The following is a 22,723-nucleotide window of genomic DNA, read 5'->3' as shown; positions in this document are numbered from 1 at the left end:
CGAAGAAGCACTCTGACAGGCCTTAACACCGAGCCAAGCCGCATCCGCAGCCTACACCCATAGCAACCGCTTACCAGTCTCAGCGCATCAAACCCATATCCCAAGTTCCGTCAGCCCGCACTGAACAGTTCAGCCACAGGCACCCCAAGAGCCTCAGCGATCCGAAGGATCGTCTTGAGGCCCGGATTCCGTTCCCCACGCTCGATGCCGCCGATGTAGGTTCGGTCCAGCTCCACGGTCAGGGCAAAGCCCTCCTGCGAATAGCCCTGTGCCTTGCGCAGCTCGCGCAGGCGCTTCCCGAAATCCTCGACTGTAAACTTGCGCTCCATACCGCTGTAGCGCAAAAAAGGTGTTTAATCGTCCACGGACTAATCGTATCAACTTGGATAGCAGAGGAGATTTCGATGAGTTTCGTACGATTTGCCCGCAAGTTGTTCATGGCTTCGCTGATTTCCGGTGCAGCGGTGGCCGCCTACGCGCAGGACAGTCTGACCGAAACGCTGACTCCGGAGCCGCGCCCTTACCCCTACGCGATCCTCGACATTCAGCCGGGAGCGGCGGCGATGGAAGCGAGCAGCATGTTCGGGGAGCGGATGATGCTGATCCTTGTGCCTGAGCAAGTAGCGCTGCGTGTCGAAAACGGTGAGGGGCGCGCCTTTGCGCTGAGCTTCGACCAGAAACTGGTGACGCAGGGCGTGGGGCTGCACACCCGCATGGGCCGCGATCCCTATGCCGAGATCAACGCCACGCTGGCGACCGAGGCCATGGGTGGACGGGTGCTGCAAATCAGGCGCACGATCCGTGAACCGAACGAGAACCTGCCAGAACCTGCCGCGCTGATCGCGCAGTTGGAAGAGCGCTATGGTCCGCCCTCCAAGCGCGACGGGAGCAGCGCAACCTGGGCCTGGGGCGAGGATGGCTTCATCCCCGATCTCGACGGCCAGCCGCTGCATGAGATCACCACAGTCAGCCAGTTTGGGTCGCGCAAGACGATCCAGTACCGACCCTGCTCAACGGGATTCAGCGCCGATGCCGAGTACCGCTTTCGCCAACACCGTGAAACGCCGATCATGCCGGGTTGCACGGCGCTGTTCACGGTTGGGGTTAGCGGCGGCGCGCAGATCTCGACGGTCAGCTTTTCGCTGACCGATTTCGACCTGATCCGCCAGCATGTGGCCGAGGTGGATCGTCAGATCCTCGAAGCCTTGACCACCGACGCGCCGGTCGCGCCCGCCGATATGGACCTGTGACGCCATGACAGACGCCACAGCGGAAACCCAGACCTGCCCGTTTTGCTACACCGAATTGGACGCCCGTGCGACGGTCTGCGGCCAATGCGGCGCTGTCAAAGACCTCACCCCCGCTTGGATGAGCCGCCTGAAGTTCTATGGATTGAGCATCGGGCTTGTGCTGGTCGGAGTGTTCCTCGCCTTCGTGGACGGCAAGGGGATCAATTGGTGGGCGGTGCCTTTCGCGGTGATCGGAGCCGCCTTTCTGGTGATGGGCCGAAAAGTCGACCTCTCCAACCAGCTTTGGCACCGTAAGGAATGAGGAGGCCTCTATGGCGTGGTATGATACACTGGCGTGCAAGGAGCAGCGTCAGGAACTTTTCGCTTTGGCAGAGCGCGACCGATCCGAGGCTGAAGAGGCCCGCTTTCAGGAATTGATCGACCTTGTGAAGAAATGCGATGCATACAACAAGGCCGCCGAGGACTTCGTAAACGGCGCGCCATGAGCGGCAAGCCGCCGCGCAAGGTTGAGTGATGGCACATTGGTACACGGCGGACCCGCATTTCGGGCATGAAGCGATTTTGGCTCATGCCGCGCGGCCCTTCCGCAGCATCGAACATATGGACGCAACCCTGATCGAGCGGATGTGGAGCCGTGTCGGCCCCGAGGATGATCTTTGGATCGTCGGGGATTTCGCCTTTGGCCCGAAGGCAAAGGATGAGGACTGGCTGCTCGGCCTCTTCGGGCAGCTTCCCGGCGCGCGCAAACATCTGATCACCGGCAATCACGACCTTGCCCCGACACTGGCCCTGCCGTGGGACAGTATCGCTCCCTTGGCTGAGGTGCCAGACCCCGAGGTCGAGCGCCCGATTACGCTATGTCATTATCCGATGATCACCTGGAATCACGCCCGCAAAGGCGCGCTGCATTTCTTCGGCCATGTTCATGGTAACTGGCGCGGCTCGTCCAATGCGGTGAATGTCGGCGTCGATGTCTGGGACTATGCCCCCGTCAACGCCAGCGAAGCCGCCGCCCGCGCCCGCAGCTTGCCGCCCAACAGGCACTGGCAGGATGCTGAGCCACGGGCGAAAGCGAGGTAATCCAAATGTCCCGCTCTCACCGCAAAACCCCGATCACTGGCGTAACAAAAGCCCCAAGCGACAAGACCTTCAAGACCAGCGAACACCGCCGGGCACGCCGCGCCCTGAACCAGATCGACCTGACCGCAGATGACGCGCCTCATGAAAAGCAATTCGGCGACCCATGGCGCGCCGACAAGGACGGCAAGCACCCTTTCGACCCGAAGGAAAACCCGGAGTTGATGCGCAAATGACCCGCAACCCTGAGCACCGCCCGACGCATCACGGCAACAACAAGCCATTCCGCATGAAATGCACGCTCTGCGGCACCATTGCGGAAAGCTGGCACTATGCAGCCAAAGCGCCGAAGGGGGCGACGAAGGGCATGGCGTCCTGCGCGTGCGGCAACATCACCGTCGACAGCCTGGGCTACAAGAACCTCGGGCGGGTTTTCGAGAAGCAGCCAGGCACAGCGGAAGGCGTGGAATGACCCGCGATTCTCCGCATCAGGTGCGGAGAATAGGCCCTATAATCTCCGCACCCCGCCTGAAACCCCACAATCGCTCAATACTTGGCGTCTCGCTCATGTGGATTTTCCGGCTCCCGTGTGGCATCCGGCCCCGCCTGACATCGCCCGCCATAAGGCAGGGGAAGGCGGGGTGGCCATGAGCTTTGAACAGACCAGCAAGGCTGCCTCAATCCCTCAGGGCGCTCGCCCTTCGGCGACGTTCTTGCCAACCTGATAGCAATGCAGGGCGCAGGGAAAGTGCCGGATGAGGACCCCGTCAATTTCGCTCTCGGCGGTGATCGTCTTCGTAGTCGCCCCTGCGGGCACGCTGTTGGCAAAGTTGCGTTTGGCGAACTCGACAAGCCCGCGCAATTCGCCTGGTTGATCACTGGCGTAGCGGTCGGACCATTTGATTTCATATGCCCAGGTCGGCTTGAGGCGCGCCGGATCGACACGAACCAGATCAACTTCCAGATCGGTCCTTCCGTGCTTCCACCGCGCATAATGAAGGTTTTTCATCAGATCAGAGTGGAACCACTGCGAAAAAATCGCCGTCTCAGCCATCGCGCCCATCGCATCGTCACCATCGGCAATCGGAGCGAATAGCGCGGCGCGCATTGACGGGTTGGTCAGGTAGACCTTGAAGTTTCGCATCCGCTGAAATGTCTTACCAGTGTCATCTACACGGCGAATTCGGACAATCAGAAAAGCGGCTTCCAAGTATTCGAGATACTTTGTGATCGTGTTCTTGGCTACGCCCGAGCTTTGAGCCAGGCCGTCGAGACTGATTTCCTGCCCTGTATGGTAGGCTATTGTCGTGAAAAGCCGGTTGAGTTCCTGAATGTCCTGAATGCCATAGAGGCTGGGGAGGTCACGCAGCAAAACCTTGTCGATGATATCACGGCCAAGGAAACGCTGCACATCCGCTTGAATCGCCGGGTTGAGAACCGCTTCCGGATAGCCCCCGAAGTTCAGGTAATTGATGAACTCTTCGTTCAGCCGCTCGATATCGGGGGTGGAAAACCGCAAGGTAGCTCCAAGCGGGGCGGATTTGATCAGATCGGTTTCCAACTCCCTAAATGCGAGGAATTCGGCAAATGTGAGTGGCGGAAGGAAAAAGTCAGTGAAGCGACCTGCGCCCGATTCCTGACTTTTCAGGCGCAGCGCCGCCGCCGCCGAACCGGATGCGATGAACCTTGTGTTCGGGTGCTGGTCGGTCAGCACCTTGAGATGGACTTCCCAGTCTTTCAGATACTGGATCTCATCAAAGACGATGATCCGCCTTGCCTGCGCATCGTGCTCAGTCTCTTCCTCAAACAGGTCAATCAGGCGCGAGAGCGGCATTCCGCTATAGAGTGGCGTGTCGATGGATACGAACAGGATGTTCTGGCCGCTGAACCCCTCGTCTATCGCCTTCTCGATCAACTGACGCAGCATGACGGTCTTGCCAACCCGTCGCGGCCCCATCAGGATGGTTGAGCGTCGCACAGACCAGTCCAGGGCAAGCGTCGAGAAGGGGCTAAAATAGGCGCGCGTCTTCTCGGTCGGACTTCGAGTGATCTTATACGAAGTATCCCACCACGGGTTATCCCGGCGGAGACTTTTGAGGATGTCTGATTTCGCGATTTCAAGCATGTTTCTATAGTATCAAAGTATTGATCTTATGTCAACGAAAGCGCTCATAGCACTGATAACATGAAAAAATCCATGTAGTACTAGCGAGCCATACTCCCTGTCTGGACAGCCTCTTACGCTTAACTTCACGCTTAGTCTGCACGCACCACCCGGAACATCCGCCCGTTGTAGCGGGCGAGATCCGACAGTCCTGGGGCGTTCCAGCGGGTGATGGTTTCGCCTTGCGGCACCACGATCATTACGCGGTTGCGGTAGGGGATCAGATCGAACCCGATTTGATGCCGCAGGTCTGCAAAGTGTTCCAGATCGGCGCGCGCTGCATCGCGGTCGGCATCAAGCTGCGCCAAATCGGCACCCATCGCTTCGATCTCGGCGGTCAGCACAGCCTCACGGCTTGCCAACCGATCTGCGAGGGCATGCAAAGCAGCTTCGCCTTCGGCCCGTGCCTGGGCAATCTCCTGGGTGTTCTCGGCTCGGATACGAGCGGCCTCGGTTCGTGCTTCATCGAGCATGCGGCTGGAAACTGCCCCGGTCAGCGCCAGCACCAAAGCCCCGACGAGCGCGACTAGAACGACACCAACAGTCACACGGCGGCGAAGGACCGCGATCCTACTGCTATCGGCTTTGACGGCCTCAGACAGGGTTTGCCGGGCAGCGTCCAGTTCCGCGAGTTTGCTCTGGGCCTCGGCCAACCCCTCCCTCAACTGCGCAAAATCATCCGCAGCCGTGGTGCGGGCTTCAGCTTTTTGTCGCCGTATTTTTGCAAGACGTTCATCGAATTCATTCATGGCTGGCGACCGGGTTGTCGATCTAGCGCCGCCTTCACAGGCTCTGCAATCTGTTCGGAGACTGCCGCTTGTTCCGTGGGCGACAGCCGTTCGGAGAGCAGCGTCCAAGCATCGTGTAGAACCTTCATCGTGTCCTTGATCAACTCGACCAGGTCGAGCTTCTTCGCCCGCTCCCGAAGATCATCATCGCGGATGATCCAGACTCTCGGGTCGGCGGGATCTGGACGCACCGAACCATCAAGCACCCCAAGAAACAGCTCCAGAACAACGCGCGCGGCCTCTTTCGCCGCATTGCGCAGCGCGTCAGCCCGATCCTGGTTGAGCTGCGCCTGTGCATCACGCAGGCGGCGGGCTTCCTGTTCGGCCTCCTGCCGGGCGCGGTGAAGGTCGGCGCGTTCCGCTTCGCGCTGTTGCCGATGCTGAGCCTCAAGTGCCTCCTGCTTTTGGTCAAGCTGCCGCTGGATACGCGCTTCAGCATTCTGGGCATCCCGCGTAGCCTGCTCGCGCAAACGCTGCGCCTCTGCACGATCCGCTTCCGCCTCTTCCAGCGCCTGATCCGCCAGGTCGAGCTTTTCCGCGATCTCCTCGGCCTTGACAGCCAGTGACCGCTCCAGACCGTCTTCCGCGTCAACGACATCTTCCAGCCGCCCGTCGATTTCTTGGCTGATCTGGGCCGTCAGCTTTGCTGCATCCTTCCGCGCCTTCCATTGCTGGCGGCTGAGGCGTTCGCGTTTCGGGCCAGTTCGGGTCAAGCCAGAGGCCAGACTGACATGCTCATAGTAGTGGTCCTGCAATTCCCGCGCCCTCGCGCGATAGGCAGCATTGCCCAATTTCAGCGCAGCTTTGTCGTCATGACCGGCGGCACGGGCAACCTCCATCGCCTCCTCCTTGGCTTGCCAAGCCGGGTTGAGCTGGCGTGCCGAACAGGTCGGATCGTCCAGCGGCAATATGTAAGCGTGGATGTGCGGGTGCTTTTCGTCCCTATGCTCGATCACGGACACCAGCTTGTCGCCGAACTGAGCCTTGAGCCAGGCAAGGTTGTGGTCTCGCCAGCGCTCGTAATCGGCGCGGGCGTCGGGTTTCGTTTCCACCAGATCGGTCGGCAGGGGATGCGATGCGACAGCCGTCAGCAAAGTGTGTCGGTCCTTGCGGATGCCCCGCCGGGCCGTCCGGCCATCCTTCAGGGTTACGTCAACCCCACCGGCGGCAACCATCTCGTCGTGCAGCTTGCGGACCTCGTCAGCGGCCACGCCATAGACGAGAGACGGCGGGCGAGGATCGGCCACATGCTTGCTGTATTCAGGCACACGGGAGGCCTCGGCGAGCACTTGTTCGACAGATTGCCCACCCTCATTGGCTTTGCGTGAATAGGACTGAAGGTGCATGAATTGGGGACCGGACATCACAGCCCCCTAGTTTGATAAGAAACACAATATGGACCGACTATTATGTTGCAAGCAACATGTCGGCCAGGGCGCTGCCCCCCTGAACCCCGCCAAGCGGCTGCGCCGCCGGTCCCACCGGGACCGAAGCAGCCAGCGGCGGCTACAAACCTCTTCCTTCGCCAGCCGTGTGGAAGGCGCTTCGGAAGAGATTTGCGGAGAGGCCTCATTGCCCGGCAGACCAGAAGCCCAAGCGCAGCACAAAAGCCGGTAGAGCAGAAAAACAGGCGCACCTCGACGACCACGATCATGACGCCATCCTCAGCTCGGACGAAGAATTCGCGCGGATGGCCTTTTCCAGCTTCTCAGGCACCGCCCGGCCAGACATCCGATAAATCTGAGAAAGCTGGGTGTGCCAACCGATGCTTCCCTGCGGCTCCGGCCAGCTTCCGGGCAACAGGTAGCAACTCCGCCCCTGCTCGTCGCGAACATGTCGAAATAGTCGGTCCAAGCGTTCAAGCCCGACCGCCTGCAACCTGTCATTCCATGTTCGCTCAAAGACGCCGCCGCCGCCGGGCACCAACCGGAGCGCAATACGGGATTGCCCCTCATCAGGCAAATCCCGTGTCAGCGCTCTTTTTTCCTTTGTTTTTTCTTTCTCTTTTATTGGTGGACATTTTTGTCCGGGTTCGCGCGACATTTCTGTCTGGGTTCCGGGACAGAAATGTCCGCCTTTGGGGCCGCGAAGGGGGACAATTTTGTCCGTCTTTCCCGCCTCCTCTTTTTCGCGTAACTCTTGGGCTGCCTGATGCGATGTTTTGGACGGCACGTATTCGGTAGACTGCTTTTGACCATTCCCGCGCCTGATCTCGAACCACTTACCATCGAGTTCCTTGATCAGGCGCTGGATGGTCTTTTCGCTCTTCAGCCCGAGATCTTCGCAAACCGTTGCATGTGACGGCCATGCTTTGCCGACATTGTCGTTGTACCTAACCACGGCAAGGTATGTGGCGAACTGCACGGCACGAGGGCTGAGCGAAGTGTCAGCGAGCAGAAGGCGAAGCCATTGAAGCTGAACTTCTTTGAACGGGCGCAAATCACTCATCGCACACCTCCTCTGGAGGCGTTTACAGTTTCCTTGTAAGTCCTTGATTTCCCGTCGTGAACAAAACGGGGGCGTTTACAGGAAAGTCCAATAAAATCAGCGATCACAACCGGATTGCAAATCCGTGTACACCGGTTCGATTCCGGTACTCGCCTCCAATATTCCCAAGCACTTGCGTCACCCGGCTTGGATCCCCCCTTCCCCGGAATACAAACGGCTTTCCCCGGCCCGGCCAGTCCAGCAAACCCGGTCGGTTTCCCTCACGCATTGTGCAACATTGCCCCGCATCAGGCATAGCAAACGGACCAGGACGCCCCCAAGCCCCCTGGTCCCCGACAAGCCGCGCCGCGTCAGGCCAGAAGCGCCTCGATATGCGCGGGCCCGGTCGGGCGGATGCCCGTGGGGTTGAGCGCCTTGACCGAGTAATAGCCCCGCGTGATGTGATCCATGTTCACCGTCTCACGCACGCCCGGCAGCGCAAGGATACGCGCCATATAAGCCGAAAGACGGGGGTAATCCCGGATCTGCCGCCGGTTCGTCTTGAACAGACCGTGATAGGCCGCATCGAAGCGGATCAGCGTGACAAAGCTGCGCAGATCGGTCTCGGTCAGACGCGCGCCGAACAGGTAATCTCCCGTCAGCCGCGCCTCGAGCTCGTCCAGCATCTCGAACACACCCTCGACCGCCTCGTCATAGGCCGTCTGCGTCAGCGCGAACCCCGCCTTGTAGACACCGTTGTTGAGCAGATCGTAGATCCGCGTATTGAGCGCGTCGATCTCCGGACCCAGATCCTCGGGGTAAAGCCGCAGATCGGACGGCGCGAGATGCTCGAACGCGGTGTCGAACATCCGCACGATGTCGGCGCTCTCGTTGTTCACCATGACGTTCTGCGCCATGTCCCAAAGCACCGGCACCGTTGCGCGGCCGGTGAAGGCCGGATCCGCGCGGGTGTAGAGCTCGTGCACGTAATCGGAGGCGAAGAGCGGGTCCTCATGCGCGCCGGGATAGGCGCCGAACCGCCAGCCCTCGTCCGTCAGCGTCGGGTTCACCACCGTGACCGGGATCAGATCCGTCAGCCCCTTGAGACTGCGCGCCATCAGCGTGCGCGACGCCCAGGGGCAGATATAGGCCACGTAAAGCCGGTAGCGCCCCGGCTCGGCCTTGAACCCGCCCGTGCCGGTCGGGCCCGCGGACCCGTCCGGCGTGATCCAGTTGCGAAAGCTCGATACCTGCCGCACGAAGCGGCCTTCGCCATCGGCCTTCTGCACGGGCGTCCAGCCCTTGCTCCATTTGCCGTTCACAAGCATCGGAGGTCTCCTCAGTAATAGATGAAGCTGCGCATCGAGACCGAACCGAGGTCGATCGCGTCATTCATGAAGAGCAGCCTGTCCTTGTCGTCCGACGCCCCCGCAACGGTCAGCGCCGGCAGGTAGTGGTCGAGCGAGGGATGCGCCATCTGCAGCAGTTTCCCCAGCTTGGGCCGGTTCGACAGCGCGGCGATGTCGCCCTCGGCAAGCCGGTCGGCGAAGAGCGTGTCGAATTCCTCGGCCCAGTCATGCGCCGGACCGCCGCCCCAGCGCACCGCGCGCAGGTTGTGCACCACATTGCCCGAGCCCAGGATCAGCACGCCGCGATGGCGCAGCTCGGCCAGCGCGCGACCGATCTCCACATGATGCGGCAGGTCCGCGCGCATGTCGATGGAGAGCTGGAACACCGGCACATCGGCCTCGGGATAGAGGAATTTCAGCACCGACCAGGCGCCGTGATCGAGCCCCCAGGTCTCGTCGCCCTCCGCATGGTGGCTGGCCAGCAGCGACACCACCTCGGCGGCCACCTCGGGCGCGCCGGGCGCCGGGTATTGCTGGGCGAAAAGCTCCGGCGGGAAGCCGTAGAAATCGTGGATCGTCTTCGGCGCCCGCGATACGTTCACCAGCGTCGAACCGCGCGTCATCCAATGCGCGGAGACCACCAGGATCGCCTGCGGACGCGGCAGGTTGCGGCCCAGCTCAGCCCAGCTCCGCGAATAGGCGTTGTCCTCGATGGCGTTCATCGGGCTGCCGTGGCCCAGAAACACGACCGGCATCCGGTCCGAGGCTTTCAGACTGTCTTTCAGCTTTTGCAGCGATTGCGAGATGCTCATGGCCCTCTCCCTGAAAAATATATGCGCGGGCAACGGCCCGCGTCGATGAGATCAAGATGCCCCTTGCCCTCATGGAATGAAATGGCGATTATATGGAATAACCATCCCCAATGCGTTCTCAATAAACCGCCCATGGATCTGATCGACGGCCTGCGGGCCTTTGTTGCCACCGCCGAAACCGGCTCTTTCACCGCCGCTGCCGACCGGCTGGGCCTGTCGAACCGGCTGACCTCGAAATACGTGGCCGAGCTGGAAACCCGGCTCGGGGTACGGCTGTTGCAGCGCACCACGCGGCGGGTGGGGATCACGCCGGCGGGAGAGACGCTGCTGTCGCGCGCACCGGCGCTGCTCGACGATCTCGACGAGATGCTGGCCTCGGTCACCGAGGATACGCACGGCTTTTCCGGCACGGTGCGGATTTCGGCGCCGGTGACCTTTGGCGAGAAATACGTCAAGGATCTGCTCAGCCGCTTCGCCGCGCCGCATCCCGATCTGACCATCGACCTGCGGCTCAACGATACGCATGTGGATCTGGCCAGCGACGGGATCGACCTGGCCTTCCGCATCGGCGAAGGCGCGATCTCGTCGCTGAAGCGGCGCAAGCTGGGCAAGATCCGCAGCAATCTTGTGGCGAGCCCGGACTATCTGGCGCAGCACCCAGCCCCGCAAAGCCCGCAAGATCTGCGCGATCACGCCTGCATCGTCGATACCAACCGCGCCGATCCGACGCGCTGGAGCTTTCTGCGGGACGGCGCGGCCGTCTCGGTCTCCGTGCCGACCCGTTTCATGGTCAACAGCGCCCAGGTGGCGCGAGATCTGGCGGTGGCGGGCGACGGCATCGCCTATTGCCCGGTCTTCGTGCTGGGCGACGACATCGCGGCCGGGCGGCTTGTGCCGCTGCTGACGGGGTATGACAGCCCCACCCATCCGATCAGCGCGGTCTATCTCGAGGGCCGCACCCTTCCGCGCAAGATCCGCGCGCTGATCGACTTTGCCGTCGAGGATATGCGCCGGTCGGGCATGAGCTGAGGCTCGGCCCGCGTCAGAAGGCGCTGTTCTCCTCGGCCTGGATCGCCGCGACGCAGGCGTCGAAGTTCCGGCCCCGGTATTCCAGAATCGCAAAGCTCTCGCGCGAGAAGGTCGCCTCGACCCAGAACTGGATCAGGGCAAAATCCTCGTCCTCGCCGGCGGTGGCATCCTTCCAGGCAAAGCCATGCTGCCGTTCGTTCTGGCGGACCGCCATGACCCAGTCCTGCGGTTCCTTCCAAAGCGCGCCCGGGCGGAGAAAGCCGAAATCGTCGGACGCGCCGTATTTGCCGTTCAGCGCGCTGCGGATACCGTCCATCCAGGAGCGGATGCCATGGCCGTAGCGGTCATTCTCGAAAGGCTTCGAGATGGCCATGATGCGGCAGATCCCCGTGGCTTCGCTGTGCCAGACCGCATAGGTCGGAAAATCCGGATGCGGCTGCGGCACCGAACTCAGAGGCGGGCGCGGGCCCGGCTCCGACACCTCATAATTTCCGATGGGATCCCCGATCGTCACACCGAAGGGGCCCGCCACCGCCATGGCCGCCCACAGCACCCCGATCCAAAACGACACCAGACCGGCTAGTTTCATGGCCTCCCCCCAAACGATTGTCCGCCTGCGCCCAGAAGACCCGCTCACCTGTTAATATTCGGTGAATTTTTCGCCGGCATCCGGCGGAGTTGGCACGGTCAGAACAGGGTCTGGAACAGACAGAGCCAGCCCGTCCCGCCCTCAGCGATACAGAACCTGGTCCCCACGCGCTCGCCCACGAGAGAGAGGAACACCGCAAAAGAGGCGCCATGGGTCATCAGCACCCTCGCCGGCTTGCGTTCGCGTGACCATGCCCATCTCGGCGCTCAGCATCGGAGACCGGCGGTTGAGGCTGCGGAACGCGCGCACCATCCCCCGCGCCAGCCGGGAATGCACCCGAAGCGCGTTGCCGTTGATCCAGGTAAAGCCGCACCGCCACGCAGAGCAGCAGGGCAAAGGCCGTGCTGACCTCACGCCGATAGAACTGCAACAGACCGAAGATCGGGATATAAGTGGTGATGACCATGCCCCGGATGAAGTCGGCTTTCTGCCAGACCATGACGAAGATCCGCAGATCCTCCATCCGTTCCCTGTCGCCGCCGCTCGTCACTCCCCCGGCCCGAGAGGCGCGGAGCGGTCGGAAAGGAAAGCCCTTCGCCGCACCGCCCCATGGCGTCCGGCGCGGCGATCCTCTAGAGAAACGGGAAAACCCGGCACAGGATCCATGCAGCACCCCGACCTTCTGATCCATATCGGCCACGGCAAGACCGGCTCGACCTCGATCCAGCGCACGCTCGATGCCAACCGCCCGCTGCTGGCGGCGGCGGGCGTGGTTTTCGGAGATGCGGACGGGCATGCCAATCACCAGCAGATCTTTGCCCATCTCACCGGGCTGACCAAGGAGAACCTGCCGGGCTATGTGGACCCGGCCGAAGAGCTGAAGAAGGCCCGTGGCGATGGTGCCCGGCTCTGGGCGGCACTGGAGGCGCGTATCGCGCAGGCGCAGCCTCGGCTGGTGGTGCTGAGCTGCGAAAACCAGTTCCGCACCTATCCGGACGCGGCGTTCGAGCGGATGAACGGGTTGCTGCGCCCGCGCTTCGGCGACATCCGGGTGATGGCCTATCTGCGGGGGCCGGCCTCCTATTTCCTCTCCGCGGTGCAGCAGGACCTCAAGAAACGGCCGGAATTCGTGCTGCCTTCGGCCAGCCGGTTCCGCGACGCGCTGGAGCCCTGGGCCGAGAAGGGCCCAGGCAGGATCGCGCTGCGCCGCTTTGCCCGCGACGCGCTGGCCGAGGGCGACGTGGTGACGGATTTCATCGCGCAATATCTGCCGATGACCGATCCCGCCGCCTATCGGCGCGTCGCCGACGACGAGAACGAGACGGTCAGCGCCGAGGCGATGGAGGTGCTCCAGCAATATTTCCGCGGGCAGATCAAGGCGCCGCACCGCCATTACGACCGCCGCCCCCAGCGCTACAAATGGCTGGTGCGGCACGCGGATGCCGCCGTGCCCGGGCAGGCGAAACCCCGGCTCCTGCCCGGTCTGCGCGAGGTGATCGAGGCCCGCTGCACCGATCTCGACTGGCTGGCCGACCGCTTCGGCCTGCGCTTTCCCGAGATCGGCCAACCCGCGATGCCCCGGGAGGAGGCCGAGCGCGCCCATGCAGCGCTGCGCGACGTGGCCGATATCTGCACCGTCGATGCCGGGCGCAAGCAGGCGCTGCTGGACGAAATCGCCCGGATCGCCCGTGCCGAAACCGCCCCGCTGGCGCGGCTGCGCCGGGTACTGAGGAAATCCTGATGCTCTCCTACCAACACGGTTATCACGCGGGAAACCTCGCCGATGTGCAGAAACACGCGCTGCTGGCCTGGATGCTCGCCTACCTGACGCGCAAGGACAAACCGCTCAGCTATATCGAAACCCATGCCGGGCGCGGCCTTTACGATCTCGGCAGCGCCGAGGCGCAGAAGACCGGCGAGGCCGCGCAGGGCATCGGCGCGCTGGCCGGCGCCCTGCCCCCCGGCCATCCCTATGCCAAGGCGCTTGCGACGATCCGCGCGCAGCACGGACCCGCCGCCTACCCCGGCTCTCCGCTCATCGCCGCGACGCTCCTGCGCCCGCAGGACAGGCTGCATCTGGCCGAGCTGCACCCGCAGGAACACGCCGCGCTGCGCCAGGCCGTGCAGGGGCCGAATATCTCCGTGCACCGTCAGGACGGGTTCGAACTGGCGCAAAGCCTCTGCCCGCCGGAACCGCGCCGCGGGCTGCTGCTGGTCGATCCCTCTTACGAGGTCAAGCAGGATTACGACCGGATTCCCAAAGCGCTCGGCACCATCGCGAAGAAATGGAACGTGGGCATTCTGGCGCTCTGGTATCCGATCCTGACCTCGGAGCTGCATGCGCCGATGCTGCGGGCGCTGACGCAGGCCCATCCCGAGGCGCTGCGGCACGAGATTCGCTTTCCGCCGGTCCGCGAGGGGCATCGCATGATCGGCTCGGGATTTTTCGTGATCAATCCGCCCTGGGGCCTGTCGGAAGAAGCAAAACGGCTCGATTCCCTCTTCGCGCGGATCAAAAAGCGCTGAGCGGTTGCGACAAAGCCGTGTATCCTGCCCGGCATGCGCTGGCTCGTCTTCCTGCTTTGCGCCACCCCGGCGCTGGCCTGCGAGGACCCGATCTGCGAGGTTCCCGCAGACAGCCTGCGCTTTACCCGGATCATCGACTTTTCCACCCTGCCCTCGGGCTATGGGGTGGGCCGTGCCTTCTCTGGCGTGATCGACGAACCCGGCGCCAGCTTCGGCGAGCGCTTCGACGGGCAGGCGCTGGACACCGGCACCGGCCATGACCATCTGGCCGGCCTGCCGCTGCCGCCGCTGCGGCTGCTGGCGGGCGCGGACGGGTCCAATCTCGGCACCATCAGCCTCTGGGGCGACAATGTGCTCAAGGGCCACGGGCCGCGCGGCTTTCCCGATGCGGGGGCGGTGGGCGAAGGCGCCATCGCGGTGCTGTTCGACCGCGACCAGCCGGCGCTGGCGCTGGACATCCGCGGCGGCGAGGGCGGGACGGTGACGCTGGTCTTCTTCGACCGCGCCGGGCGGCAGATCCAGCGGATGACCCGGCATGTGGAACGCGACACCGGCACGCTGACGCTGCTGCGGCGCGGCGGGCTGACCGACATCGCGGGCTTCACGGTCGAGAACCAGGACCCGGAGGGGCTGGGCATCGACAATCTGCGCTTCGAGTTCCGCGAACTGATGGGCGCCCTGCCCGCGCCCCGGCCGGAGGCGCCCGCATGAAATATCTCGCCCTGCTCCTGCTGCTGGCCACCCCGGCCCACGCCGACGGCTTTGCCGCCCTGCCTTATGCAGAGCTGGAGGCGACCCCGCACCGCCGCGTGAGCTTTGACATCCTGCCGCCCGCCACCGAGCCCGGCCACGTTTTCAACGCGCCGCTGCGCTTCGACGGGCTGAGCATCGGCGAACGGCTGGCCGGGCAGACCTGCGCCGAGACGGTGACCGCGCAGGACCGGTTCGATGCGCTGCGCGGCGTTCCGGCGCTGCCGCTGGGGGCGCTGGCGGGCGCGCGGGGCCAGAACCTCGCGGTGGCGCAGCATGCGGGGTTCGGATCGAACGCGCTGTTCCCGCTCGGGCCGCGCGGCGCCACGAGCCGCGGCGGCCGAGGCGAGGGCGCGGTGGCGCTGCTCTTCGACGAGGGGCAATGGCGGCTGGGGCTCAGGCTGCACGCGGATTATGCCGATCCGCTGGGGGCCCGGGCGCCGCGCGGCACCATCACGCTGCGGTTCTGGGACGGGGCGGGCCGGCTGATCGCCGAACAGGCCCTGCGCGCGGTCTCGGGGGTGGTTTCCATGGCCTGGCAAAGCGATGTGCCGATCCGCGCGCTGACAATCGTCAATACCGACCCCGGCGGCATTGCCGTGGACGACATCCTGTACCAGACTGCTCCCGCGACAGGCTAGAAAGGACCGCGATGCTTCAGGACTGCTGGAACGAGCGCCACTTGGCCAGCCGGAAGGACCGCCCGGCTTGGGCCGGAACCTGAGGTTCTGGCTGAGCGCGCCGGAGGCGGCGCCCTTCGATCCCGGCGACGCCCCGGTGGCGCTGGGGGCGTTGCTGGTCCGTCTCGCGCGGCGCGAATGCGCCTGCCTGAGAACCGAAAGTGCCGCCATCGACGCGATCCTGGCGCGGCGATACGACCTGACCGCGCAGGAGGCCGCCGAGATGCGCGAGACCTGCGAGCGGATCGAGGCCGCCGCCCCCGACACGCCGCGCTTTGCCGCGAGCCTGTGCATGGCCGTGGCCTATGCCGAACGCCGCGCCGTTGCGCTCTGCCTCTGGGAGATCCTGCGGCAAGGCGCGCTGCATCACAGCGAAGAGGCCCGGATGATCGCGCTCACCGAGACGGTTCTGGGGGTGCATCCCGACGACATCGCCGCGGAACGGCGCGCGGGCTGAGCGTTTTCCCCTGTCGCGGTGGCCGCGCCGCTGGCAGACTGCGGCCAAAGACAGGCAAGAGGAGACCCGGTCATGTTCGAGCGACTGAAGGCATTTTTCCATCTGGGCGAGATCCCCGAAACCCCGCTGCCCGAAATGGATGCGGCGCATGCGCTGGGGGCGCTGCTGGTCAAGGTCGCCATCGCCGACAACGCCTATCTCTTCGAAGAGGTCGAGCAGATCGACCGCATTCTCGCCGAAGCCTATGATCTCAAGCCGCTCGCCGCCGCCAAGATGCGCGCGGGCTGCGAGAAGCTGGCATTCGAGACGCCGGGCATCGAGGAGATGGCCGCGCGCATCCGCGAAGGGGTGGATTACGAGCACCGCCGCGCCGCGGTCGAGGCGATGTGGAAGGTGGTGGTCGCCGACGGCATCAGCGACAACCGGGAAACCGAGATCGTCAATCTGATCGAGGGGCATCTGGGGCTGGAGCGCGCGGATTCCGAGGCGGCGCGCGTGGCGGCCTCGATCCCCTGAGCGGCCCGCGCGCTCACGGCTGCGCGACGGGCGCTTTCCCCGCCGCGTTCCGGGCGCTATATGTCCTGACATGTTCGCAGATTTTCTCCAGCGGCTGGTTCAGCCCAATCCCGACCGCCTTCCCGATGCCGATGCGCGGCTGGCGCTGACCGCGCTGCTGGTGCGGGTCGCCCGGGCCGATGAAAGCTATGACGACAGCGAGCGGAGGCGGATCGACAAGATCGCCGCCGCGCGCTTCGGGCTGTCGCCCTTCGAGGCCGCAAAGCTGCGCGGCGAGGCCGAGGTGCTGGAGGCCGAGGCCCCCGACACGGTGCGCTTCACCCGCGCCATCAAGGACGCGGTGGATTACGAGCACCGCATCGGCGTGATCGAGGCGCTCTGGCAGGTGGTGCTGGCCGACGGGGTGCGCGAGGCCGAGGAGGACGCGCTGCTGCGGCTGGTCTCGAACCTGCTGGGCATCAACGACCGGGATTCGGCGCTGGCGCGGCAGCGGGTGGAGCGTCAGGCGGGGTAAGGCGCTTTGACCTGCGGGAGCGGTGGGCGGGATTGCCCACCCTACGATGGCGGCACCTTTGAGCCTGCCGAGACGCAAGCCGGGCATGGCGGCGGCCCGCCGGGACGGGCCATGGCTCTGGCATGACGCCGGGTGCGAGGCTTGATCTTATGAAATGCGCAGCGGAGCAGCCGCTTTTGGGCCACGGGCGTCGGTAGGGTGGGCAATCCTGCCCACCACGCGGCGCCTCATCCTTCGCCACGCCCAATCCCCCAGCAAATACCGCCCGTTTCCCGTGCAAATGCCGCATGACGCGGCGAAACCCGCAGCCATGGCGGCGTTTTGCGCATTGCCAAGCGCGCGCCTTTGCGCCCATCCTCGCCCTGTCTTTCAACCGCCGCCGAGGTGAGGCTTGCCCGACCCCACGCCCGTTATCGAGATCACCAATCTCCACAAGGCCTATGGCAGCCTGGAGGTTCTGAAGGGTGTGCATGTCACCGCCCATCGCGGCGATGTCGTTTCGCTCATCGGCTCATCGGGCTCGGGCAAATCCACGCTGCTGCGCTGCTGCAACCTGCTGGAAGACAGCCAGCAGGGCGAGATTCTCTTCAAGGGAGAGCCGGTGCAGTGGAAGGGCGACGGCCATCACCGCCGCCCCGCCGATCCCAAACAGGTGCTGCGCATCCGCACCAACCTGTCGATGGTGTTCCAGCAGTTCAACCTCTGGTCCCACATGACGATCCTGCAGAACGTCATGGAGGCGCCGCTGACGGTGCTGGGCCGCGACCGCGCCGAGGTGGAAAAGGCCGCGCGCGGCTATCTCGACAAGGTCGGCATCGGCGACAAATGCGACGCCTGGCCCGCGCAGCTTTCGGGCGGCCAGCAGCAGCGCGCCGCGATCGCGCGGGCGCTCTGCATGGAACCCGAGGCGCTTCTGTTCGACGAGCCGACCTCGGCGCTCGACCCGGAACTGGAGCAGGAAGTCGTCAAGGTGATCAAGGATCTGGCGGCCGAGGGGCGCACCATGATCATCGTCACCCATGACATGAAGATGGCCCATGATGTGAGCGACCACGTGGTGTTTCTCCATCAGGGGCGGATCGAGGAAGAAGGCCCGCCGGAGACGCTTTTCGGCGCGCCCAAATCGGAACGCCTGCAAGGGTTCCTGAAATCCACCACCCACGCGTAAAAGCGCGGGGTGCGTCAAAAGACCAACCAAGGGAGCAAGACCACATGAAAAAGATCCTTCTCGGCACCGCCGTTCTGGCGTTTTCCGCCGGCATGGCGCTGGCCCAGGACGTTGTCCGCATGGGCACCGAGGGCGCCTACCCTCCGTATAACTTCATCAACGACGCGGGCGAAGTGGACGGGTTCGAGCGCGAATTCGGCGACGAGCTTTGCAAGCGCGCCGAGCTGACCTGCGAATGGGTCACCAACGAGTGGGATTCGATCATCCCCAACCTCGTTTCGGGCAACTACGACACGATCATCGCGGGCATGTCGATCAACGACGAGCGCGACGAGGTGATCGACTTCACCCAGGATTACATCCCGCCCGCCACCTCCTCCTATGTGGCGCTGAGCGAGGACGCCGATCTGTCGGGCGTCGTCGCCGCGCAGACCTCGACCCTGCAAGCGGGCTATATCTCGGAATCCGGCGCCACGCTGCTGGAATTCGCCACCGCCGACGAGATCGTCGCGGCGCTGCGCAACGGCGAGGCGGACGCGGTGTTCTTCGACACCGATTATCTGGCGCCGATCGTCGAGGAATCCGCCGGCGAGCTGATCTTCGTGGGCGAGCCGGTGGTGCTGGGCCGCGGCACCGGCATGGGCATCCGCGAAAGCGACACCGAGCTGAAAGACAAGTTCGATGCCGCCATCACCTCGATGAAGGCCGACGGCTCGCTGAACACGCTTCTGGTGAAGTGGTTCGGCGAAGACACCGACACCTACTGATGTGAGACGGGCGGCGGGGCCCCGGCCCCGCCACCCTTTCCGCGCCCATGTTTTCCTATTGCACCGACCCTTCGGTCCTCGCGGCCCCGGCCTGGTTTGCCTGCTACCTGACGACGGGCAAGCTGATGCTGTTCTACGCCTCCTTCGGGACGGTGCTCTTGCTGCTGGCGATCACCGCGCCGGTGGCGCTGGGGTTCGGCTTTGCGGGTGCCGCCGCCGCCCGCGCGCGCTTTGCGCCGCTGAGCTGGCTCGGCAAGCTCTATATCGCCATGGTGCGCGGCGTGCCCGACATCGTGTTCTTCCTGTTCTTCGTGATCGCGCTGGATCAGGGGCTGGAATACCTGCGGCACAAGGTCAAATGCCCCGACTGGGATCAGCCGATCCGTCAGGGCTCGGATTTCATCGTCTGTCAGGCGGCCAAGCTGCCGCTCTCCACCGCGCCGCAGATCTGGCACGAGATCTACGGGTTCACGCTGGCCGTCGTGACCTTCGCCATCGTCTTCGGCGCCTTTGCCGCCAATGTGCTGTTCGGCGCGATGCGCGCGGTGCCGCATGCGCAGCTGGAAACGGCGGAGGCCTATGGCATGACCCATCGCCAGATCTTCTGGCGGATCCTCATTCCGCAGATGTGGGTCTATGCGCTGCCCGGCCTCTCGAACCTCTGGATGGTGCTGATCAAGGCCACGCCGCTGCTGTTCCTGCTGGGGGTCGAGGACATCGTCTACTGGGCGCGCGATCTGGGCGGCGCCAAGACCGCGCGCTTCACCGATTACCCGCATGGCGACTGGCGAGTGTGGTATTTCCTCGGGCTGCTGGTCTTCTACCTGGCCTTCACGCGGCTTTCCGAGATCGTGCTCGACCGGCTGATGAAAAAGCTCACCCACGGGCAGGCGACCATGGGCGGCGAAGCCCAGAGGAAGGCGGCATGAGGCGGATGTGCCGCGCCGCAGGGGAGCGTTGCCCCGGTCCGCTGCGCGGACAGAAGGGGCGTATTTTGAAAGAGAAGAAGGGCAGAATCGCGCAGGGGGACCGCGCATGAGCTGCTGGGATGTGGTGGCGGATTACGGGCTGCGCTCGCTGGGGATCGGCGAGCGGCTGCTGCCGCGCGACGATTTCACCATCTGCAAGCAGGTGGTGCTGATCGGCTCGGGCATGATCTGGAACGTCTATTTCGGCGTGGTGGCGCTGATCTCGGGGTTCTTTCTGGCCACGGCGGTCGCGGTGGGCAAGGCGTCGAAGATCACCCCGCTGCGCAAGCTGTCGGAATGGTTCATCTTTGTCTTCCGGGGCTCGCCGCTCTTCATCCAGTTCTTCTTTGCCTATTTCCTGTTTCTCAGCCTGAAATCGGTCTCGCCCGTCTTCTCGCCCTTCACCTCGGCCTGGCTGGGCGCGCTGGTGGTGCTGTTTCTCAACACCGCCGCCTATTCCGGCGAGATCTTCTATGGCGCGCTGCTGTCGATACCCAGGGGCGATGTCGAGGCGGCGGATGCCTACGGGTTCTCGGGCTGGCCGCGGTTCCGCAAGATCGTCTGGCCGACCATGCTGCGGCTGGCCTGGCCCGCCTATACCAACGAGGCGATCTTTCTGTTCCACGCCACGACGCTGGTGTTCTTCTCGGGCTTTCCCGCCTGGCAGCAGCGGGGCGACGCGCTTTATTACGCGAGCTACTTCGCCGACAAGACCTTCAACCCGTTCATCGCCTACCCGATCCTCGCGGGCTATTTCATCGTTCTGACCCTGACGATCATCGGCATCTTCGGCGCCATCAACCGCCGCCTGAACCGGCATCTGCCGCAGGCCCGCAAGACGCGCATCCGTTACCGCCCGAACCTCATGCGCTGAGGCGCCCCCCGGGCCATGCCGAAACCGCTTTGCGTCCGGGCCGCCTGCGCGCATGATGACGCCGGGCAGTGTCGCCTGCCCGCGCTCAGCCAAGCGAGGACCCCATGCCAAAGCGCACCGCCGGCCTTCTGGCCGCCGTCATCGCCACCGGCCTTTTCGCCACCCCCGCCCTGCCGCAGACGCAGTCTCGCGTCGAATTCGAGAAAGGCGCATCGGGTGCCACGATCAGCGGGACGATCAAGGGCAACGCCTATATCGACTACCTGCTCGGCGCCGGGAAGGGCCAGACGCTGGAGGCGCGGGTGATCGTCGATGGCACCAACGGCAACGGGACGATCTATTTCAACATCATGCCGCCGGGCGCCACCTGGGAGGCGCTCTTTGTCGGCTCTCGCGACGGGCATGAGGCCAACGTCACCCTGCCCGAAAGCGGCGACTACACGATCCGAGTCTATCTGATGGGCAACGACAAGGACGCGGGCAAGACCGTGGGATTCCGGCTGCCGGTGTCCATCCGCTAGGCGCAGCCGCGCCACGCCCGCGCGTGGCGCGGCTTTTCCCTTGCCAGCCCCCTGCGGGCCGCGCTATCCATAATTTGATCAAATTCTGGATAGACCGATGAACGACCCGAAAAGCTGGCTGCGCAAGAACCCGCAGGTCCGCACCATCCGCGTGGCGGCCTCCGACCTCAACGGACAACCGCGCGGCAAGCGCGTGCCCGCGCGCTTCGCCGACAAGGTCGTCGAAGAGGGCACACGCTTTCCCATGTCCGTGCTGAACCTCGACATCTGGGGCGAGGACATCGACGACAGCCCGCTGGTCTTCGAGACCGGCGACCGCGACGGGGTGCTGAAACCCACCGAGCGCGGCTTTGTGCCGATGCCCTGGCTGGAGGCGCCGACCGCGCTTCTCCCGATCTGGATGTATCGCGAGGACGGCCGCCCCTTCGAGGGCGACCCGCGCCATGCGCTGGCGCAGGTGGTCAAGCGCTACAAGGCGCGCGGGCTGACGCCGGTGGTGGCCGTGGAGATGGAGTTTTTCCTGATCGACGACAGCGGCAAGTCGCTGCAGGTGCCGCTCTCGCCGCGGTCTCAGAAGCGACGCAAGGCCGCCGAGGTGCTGTCGATCCGCGCGCTCGACGCCTTCGACATCTTCTTCACCGATCTTTACGATGCCTGCGAGGACATGGACATTCCCGCCGACACGGCGATTTCCGAAGCCGGGCTCGGGCAGTTCGAGATCAATCTCATGCACCAGCCGGATGCGTTGCGCGCGGCAGACGATGCCTGGCTTTTCAAGATGCTGGTGCGCGGGCTGGCGCGGCGGCACGGGTTTGCCGCTTCCTTCATGGCGAAACCCTATGAGGATTATGCCGGCTCGGGCATGCATGTGCATTTCTCGGTCCTGGACGCGGACGGCAACAACATCTTCGACGACGGTGGCCCCAAGGGCACCGACCAGATGCGTCACGCGGTGGGTGGGCTGATGGAAGCGATGCATGACAGCACGCTGATCTTTGCCCCGCATCAGAACAGCTACGACCGGCTGGTGCCCGAGAATCACGCCCCCTGCGGCATCTCCTGGGCCTATGAGAACCGCACCTCGGCGATCCGCATTCCCGGCGGCAGCCCCAAGGGACGCCGCATCGAGCACCGGGTCGCGGGCGGCGACGTGAACCCCTACCTGCTGCTGGCGACGCTGCTGGGCGCCGCGCTGAACGGCATCGAGGACATGACCGAGCCGCCCCCGCCGATCACCGGCAATGCCTATGCGCAGGATCTGCCGCTGATCCCCGGCACCTGGAAGGGCGCGATGGACGCCTTCGAGGACAGCAGTGTGATGCCGCGCATCCTGCCCGAAGGGCTGATCCGCAACCTGCTGCTGACCAAGCGGCAGGAGCTGCATTTCATGTCCGAGCTCTCGCCCGCCGAGCAGGTGGAAATCTATCTCGACACGGTCTGAGCCCCCCTTGCCGCGTTCCGGCGGCGGGACTAGGCTCGCGCCCATCAACGACATTG

General features: G+C 64.2%; 29 protein-coding genes and 1 tRNA gene. 21 read left to right on the top strand and 9 right to left on the bottom strand.

Annotated features, from left to right (window positions below; all coding sequences use genetic code 11):
* Positions 1–110 precede the first annotated feature (110 nt).
* Positions 111–329 carry a helix-turn-helix domain-containing protein gene (locus tag M4578_RS18785; RefSeq protein WP_258094834.1) on the bottom strand — a complete coding sequence of 73 codons (219 nt, stop codon included), beginning with the start codon at positions 327–329 and terminating at the stop codon, positions 111–113.
* A 75-nt stretch (positions 330–404) separates the two neighbouring features.
* Here M4578_RS18785 and M4578_RS18780 point away from each other — a divergent pair, with 75 nt between their 5' ends.
* From M4578_RS18780 to M4578_RS18755, 6 genes are read left to right on the top strand one after another with little or no spacing between them, the layout of a single operon-like run.
* Complete coding sequence (locus M4578_RS18780; RefSeq protein WP_258094833.1) at positions 405–1,250, top strand: hypothetical protein; 846 nt, start codon at positions 405–407, stop codon at positions 1,248–1,250.
* A gap of 4 nt (positions 1,251–1,254) precedes the next feature.
* On the top strand, positions 1,255–1,551 hold the full coding sequence (locus tag M4578_RS18775; RefSeq protein WP_258094832.1) for a hypothetical protein: 297 nt from the start codon (positions 1,255–1,257) through the stop codon (positions 1,549–1,551).
* 10 nt (positions 1,552–1,561) lie between these two features.
* Positions 1,562–1,735: a hypothetical protein gene (locus M4578_RS18770; RefSeq protein WP_258094831.1), complete on the top strand. Its 174-nt coding sequence runs from the start codon at positions 1,562–1,564 to the stop codon at positions 1,733–1,735.
* A 28-nt stretch (positions 1,736–1,763) separates the two neighbouring features.
* Positions 1,764–2,330: a metallophosphoesterase gene (locus tag M4578_RS18765; protein ID WP_258094830.1), complete on the top strand. Its 567-nt coding sequence runs from the start codon at positions 1,764–1,766 to the stop codon at positions 2,328–2,330.
* 5 nt (positions 2,331–2,335) lie between these two features.
* Positions 2,336–2,563 (top strand): hypothetical protein, encoded by a 228-nt coding sequence (locus tag M4578_RS18760; protein WP_258094829.1) that lies wholly within the window; start codon positions 2,336–2,338, stop codon positions 2,561–2,563.
* Complete coding sequence (locus tag M4578_RS18755) at positions 2,560–2,799, top strand: hypothetical protein (RefSeq protein ID WP_258094828.1); 240 nt, start codon at positions 2,560–2,562, stop codon at positions 2,797–2,799. The genes M4578_RS18760 and M4578_RS18755 overlap by 4 nt, the downstream gene beginning before the upstream one ends.
* A 213-nt stretch (positions 2,800–3,012) precedes the next feature.
* Here the strand turns inward: M4578_RS18755 and M4578_RS18750 are convergent, their stop codons facing one another.
* The 4 genes from M4578_RS18750 to M4578_RS18735 form a co-directional block, all read right to left on the bottom strand.
* Positions 3,013–4,452 carry an ATP-binding protein gene (locus M4578_RS18750; RefSeq protein WP_258094827.1) on the bottom strand — a complete coding sequence of 480 codons (1,440 nt, stop codon included), beginning with the start codon at positions 4,450–4,452 and terminating at the stop codon, positions 3,013–3,015.
* Between the two features lie 131 nt (positions 4,453–4,583).
* Entirely contained in the window at positions 4,584–5,240 is a 657-nt protein-coding gene (locus tag M4578_RS18745; protein ID WP_258094826.1) for a hypothetical protein, read from the bottom strand.
* Positions 5,237–6,643: a plasmid recombination protein gene (locus M4578_RS18740; protein WP_258094825.1), complete on the bottom strand. Its 1,407-nt coding sequence runs from the start codon at positions 6,641–6,643 to the stop codon at positions 5,237–5,239. Before M4578_RS18740 ends, M4578_RS18745 begins: the two co-directional genes overlap by 4 nt.
* 286 nt (positions 6,644–6,929) lie before the next feature.
* Positions 6,930–7,727: a helix-turn-helix domain-containing protein gene (locus M4578_RS18735; protein WP_258094824.1), complete on the bottom strand. Its 798-nt coding sequence runs from the start codon at positions 7,725–7,727 to the stop codon at positions 6,930–6,932.
* 70 nt (positions 7,728–7,797) lie between these two features.
* On the opposite strand from M4578_RS18735, the gene M4578_RS18730 reads away from it, so the two are divergent.
* Positions 7,798–7,885, top strand: a tRNA-Ser gene (locus M4578_RS18730).
* A gap of 192 nt (positions 7,886–8,077) precedes the next feature.
* Here the strand turns inward: M4578_RS18730 and M4578_RS18725 are convergent.
* Together M4578_RS18725 and ygiD are read right to left on the bottom strand one after the other, a co-directional pair.
* Positions 8,078–9,034 carry a glutathione S-transferase family protein gene (locus M4578_RS18725; RefSeq protein WP_258094823.1) on the bottom strand — a complete coding sequence of 319 codons (957 nt, stop codon included), beginning with the start codon at positions 9,032–9,034 and terminating at the stop codon, positions 8,078–8,080.
* 11 nt (positions 9,035–9,045) lie between these two features.
* The gene (gene ygiD / locus M4578_RS18720) at positions 9,046–9,867 is read right to left on the bottom strand and encodes a 4,5-DOPA-extradiol-dioxygenase (protein WP_258094822.1); all 822 of its coding nucleotides are present in this window, start codon (positions 9,865–9,867) and stop codon (positions 9,046–9,048) included.
* Between the two features lie 132 nt (positions 9,868–9,999).
* On the opposite strand from ygiD, the gene M4578_RS18715 reads away from it, so the two are divergent.
* Positions 10,000–10,896, top strand: coding sequence for a LysR family transcriptional regulator (locus tag M4578_RS18715; RefSeq protein ID WP_258094821.1), 897 nt, complete (start codon positions 10,000–10,002; stop codon positions 10,894–10,896).
* 13 nt (positions 10,897–10,909) lie between these two features.
* On the opposite strand, the gene M4578_RS18710 is transcribed toward M4578_RS18715, so the two are convergent.
* Positions 10,910–11,485: a hypothetical protein gene (locus tag M4578_RS18710; RefSeq protein ID WP_258094820.1), complete on the bottom strand. Its 576-nt coding sequence runs from the start codon at positions 11,483–11,485 to the stop codon at positions 10,910–10,912.
* A gap of 217 nt (positions 11,486–11,702) precedes the next feature.
* Complete coding sequence (locus M4578_RS18705) at positions 11,703–12,008, bottom strand: hypothetical protein (RefSeq protein ID WP_258094819.1); 306 nt, start codon at positions 12,006–12,008, stop codon at positions 11,703–11,705.
* A 141-nt stretch (positions 12,009–12,149) separates the two neighbouring features.
* On the opposite strand from M4578_RS18705, the gene M4578_RS18700 reads away from it, so the two are divergent.
* The 13 genes from M4578_RS18700 (at position 12,150) to M4578_RS18640 (ending at position 22,667) form a co-directional block, all read left to right on the top strand.
* Positions 12,150–13,226, top strand: a complete 1,077-nt coding sequence (locus M4578_RS18700) for a hypothetical protein (RefSeq protein ID WP_258094818.1) — start codon at positions 12,150–12,152, stop codon at positions 13,224–13,226.
* Complete coding sequence (locus M4578_RS18695) at positions 13,226–14,011, top strand: 23S rRNA (adenine(2030)-N(6))-methyltransferase RlmJ (protein WP_258094817.1); 786 nt, start codon at positions 13,226–13,228, stop codon at positions 14,009–14,011. Before M4578_RS18700 ends, M4578_RS18695 begins: the two co-directional genes overlap by 1 nt.
* A gap of 33 nt (positions 14,012–14,044) precedes the next feature.
* Positions 14,045–14,722 (top strand): hypothetical protein, encoded by a 678-nt coding sequence (locus tag M4578_RS18690; RefSeq protein WP_258094816.1) that lies wholly within the window; start codon positions 14,045–14,047, stop codon positions 14,720–14,722.
* Entirely contained in the window at positions 14,719–15,402 is a 684-nt protein-coding gene (locus M4578_RS18685) for a hypothetical protein (RefSeq protein ID WP_258094815.1), read from the top strand. The genes M4578_RS18690 and M4578_RS18685 overlap by 4 nt, the downstream gene beginning before the upstream one ends.
* Positions 15,403–15,469: 67 nt before the next feature.
* Positions 15,470–15,898 (top strand): tellurite resistance TerB family protein, encoded by a 429-nt coding sequence (locus tag M4578_RS18680; RefSeq protein WP_258094814.1) that lies wholly within the window; start codon positions 15,470–15,472, stop codon positions 15,896–15,898.
* Between the two features lie 72 nt (positions 15,899–15,970).
* Positions 15,971–16,414 (top strand): tellurite resistance TerB family protein, encoded by a 444-nt coding sequence (locus tag M4578_RS18675; protein ID WP_258094813.1) that lies wholly within the window; start codon positions 15,971–15,973, stop codon positions 16,412–16,414.
* A 70-nt stretch (positions 16,415–16,484) separates the two neighbouring features.
* Positions 16,485–16,928 carry a tellurite resistance TerB family protein gene (locus M4578_RS18670; RefSeq protein WP_258094812.1) on the top strand — a complete coding sequence of 148 codons (444 nt, stop codon included), beginning with the start codon at positions 16,485–16,487 and terminating at the stop codon, positions 16,926–16,928.
* A gap of 391 nt (positions 16,929–17,319) precedes the next feature.
* On the top strand, positions 17,320–18,096 hold the full coding sequence (locus tag M4578_RS18665; protein WP_258094811.1) for an ABC transporter ATP-binding protein: 777 nt from the start codon (positions 17,320–17,322) through the stop codon (positions 18,094–18,096).
* Between the two features lie 44 nt (positions 18,097–18,140).
* Positions 18,141–18,863, top strand: a complete 723-nt coding sequence (locus M4578_RS18660) for a transporter substrate-binding domain-containing protein (RefSeq protein WP_258094810.1) — start codon at positions 18,141–18,143, stop codon at positions 18,861–18,863.
* A 47-nt stretch (positions 18,864–18,910) separates the two neighbouring features.
* Positions 18,911–19,792: an ABC transporter permease gene (locus M4578_RS18655; RefSeq protein ID WP_258094809.1), complete on the top strand. Its 882-nt coding sequence runs from the start codon at positions 18,911–18,913 to the stop codon at positions 19,790–19,792.
* A 106-nt stretch (positions 19,793–19,898) separates the two neighbouring features.
* Positions 19,899–20,705 carry an ABC transporter permease gene (locus M4578_RS18650; protein WP_258094808.1) on the top strand — a complete coding sequence of 269 codons (807 nt, stop codon included), beginning with the start codon at positions 19,899–19,901 and terminating at the stop codon, positions 20,703–20,705.
* 104 nt (positions 20,706–20,809) lie between these two features.
* Entirely contained in the window at positions 20,810–21,226 is a 417-nt protein-coding gene (locus tag M4578_RS18645; RefSeq protein ID WP_258094807.1) for a hypothetical protein, read from the top strand.
* 97 nt (positions 21,227–21,323) lie between these two features.
* On the top strand, positions 21,324–22,667 hold the full coding sequence (locus M4578_RS18640; protein WP_258094806.1) for a glutamine synthetase family protein: 1,344 nt from the start codon (positions 21,324–21,326) through the stop codon (positions 22,665–22,667).
* Positions 22,668–22,723: the final 56 nt, after the last annotated feature.

It is taken from the genome of Salipiger pentaromativorans (assembly GCF_024721115.1).
GTDB lineage: Bacteria > Pseudomonadota > Alphaproteobacteria > Rhodobacterales > Rhodobacteraceae > Salipiger > Salipiger pentaromativorans.
The sequence above is the reverse complement of the archived record's forward strand: the minus strand, read 5'-3'. Positions and strand labels throughout refer to the sequence as shown.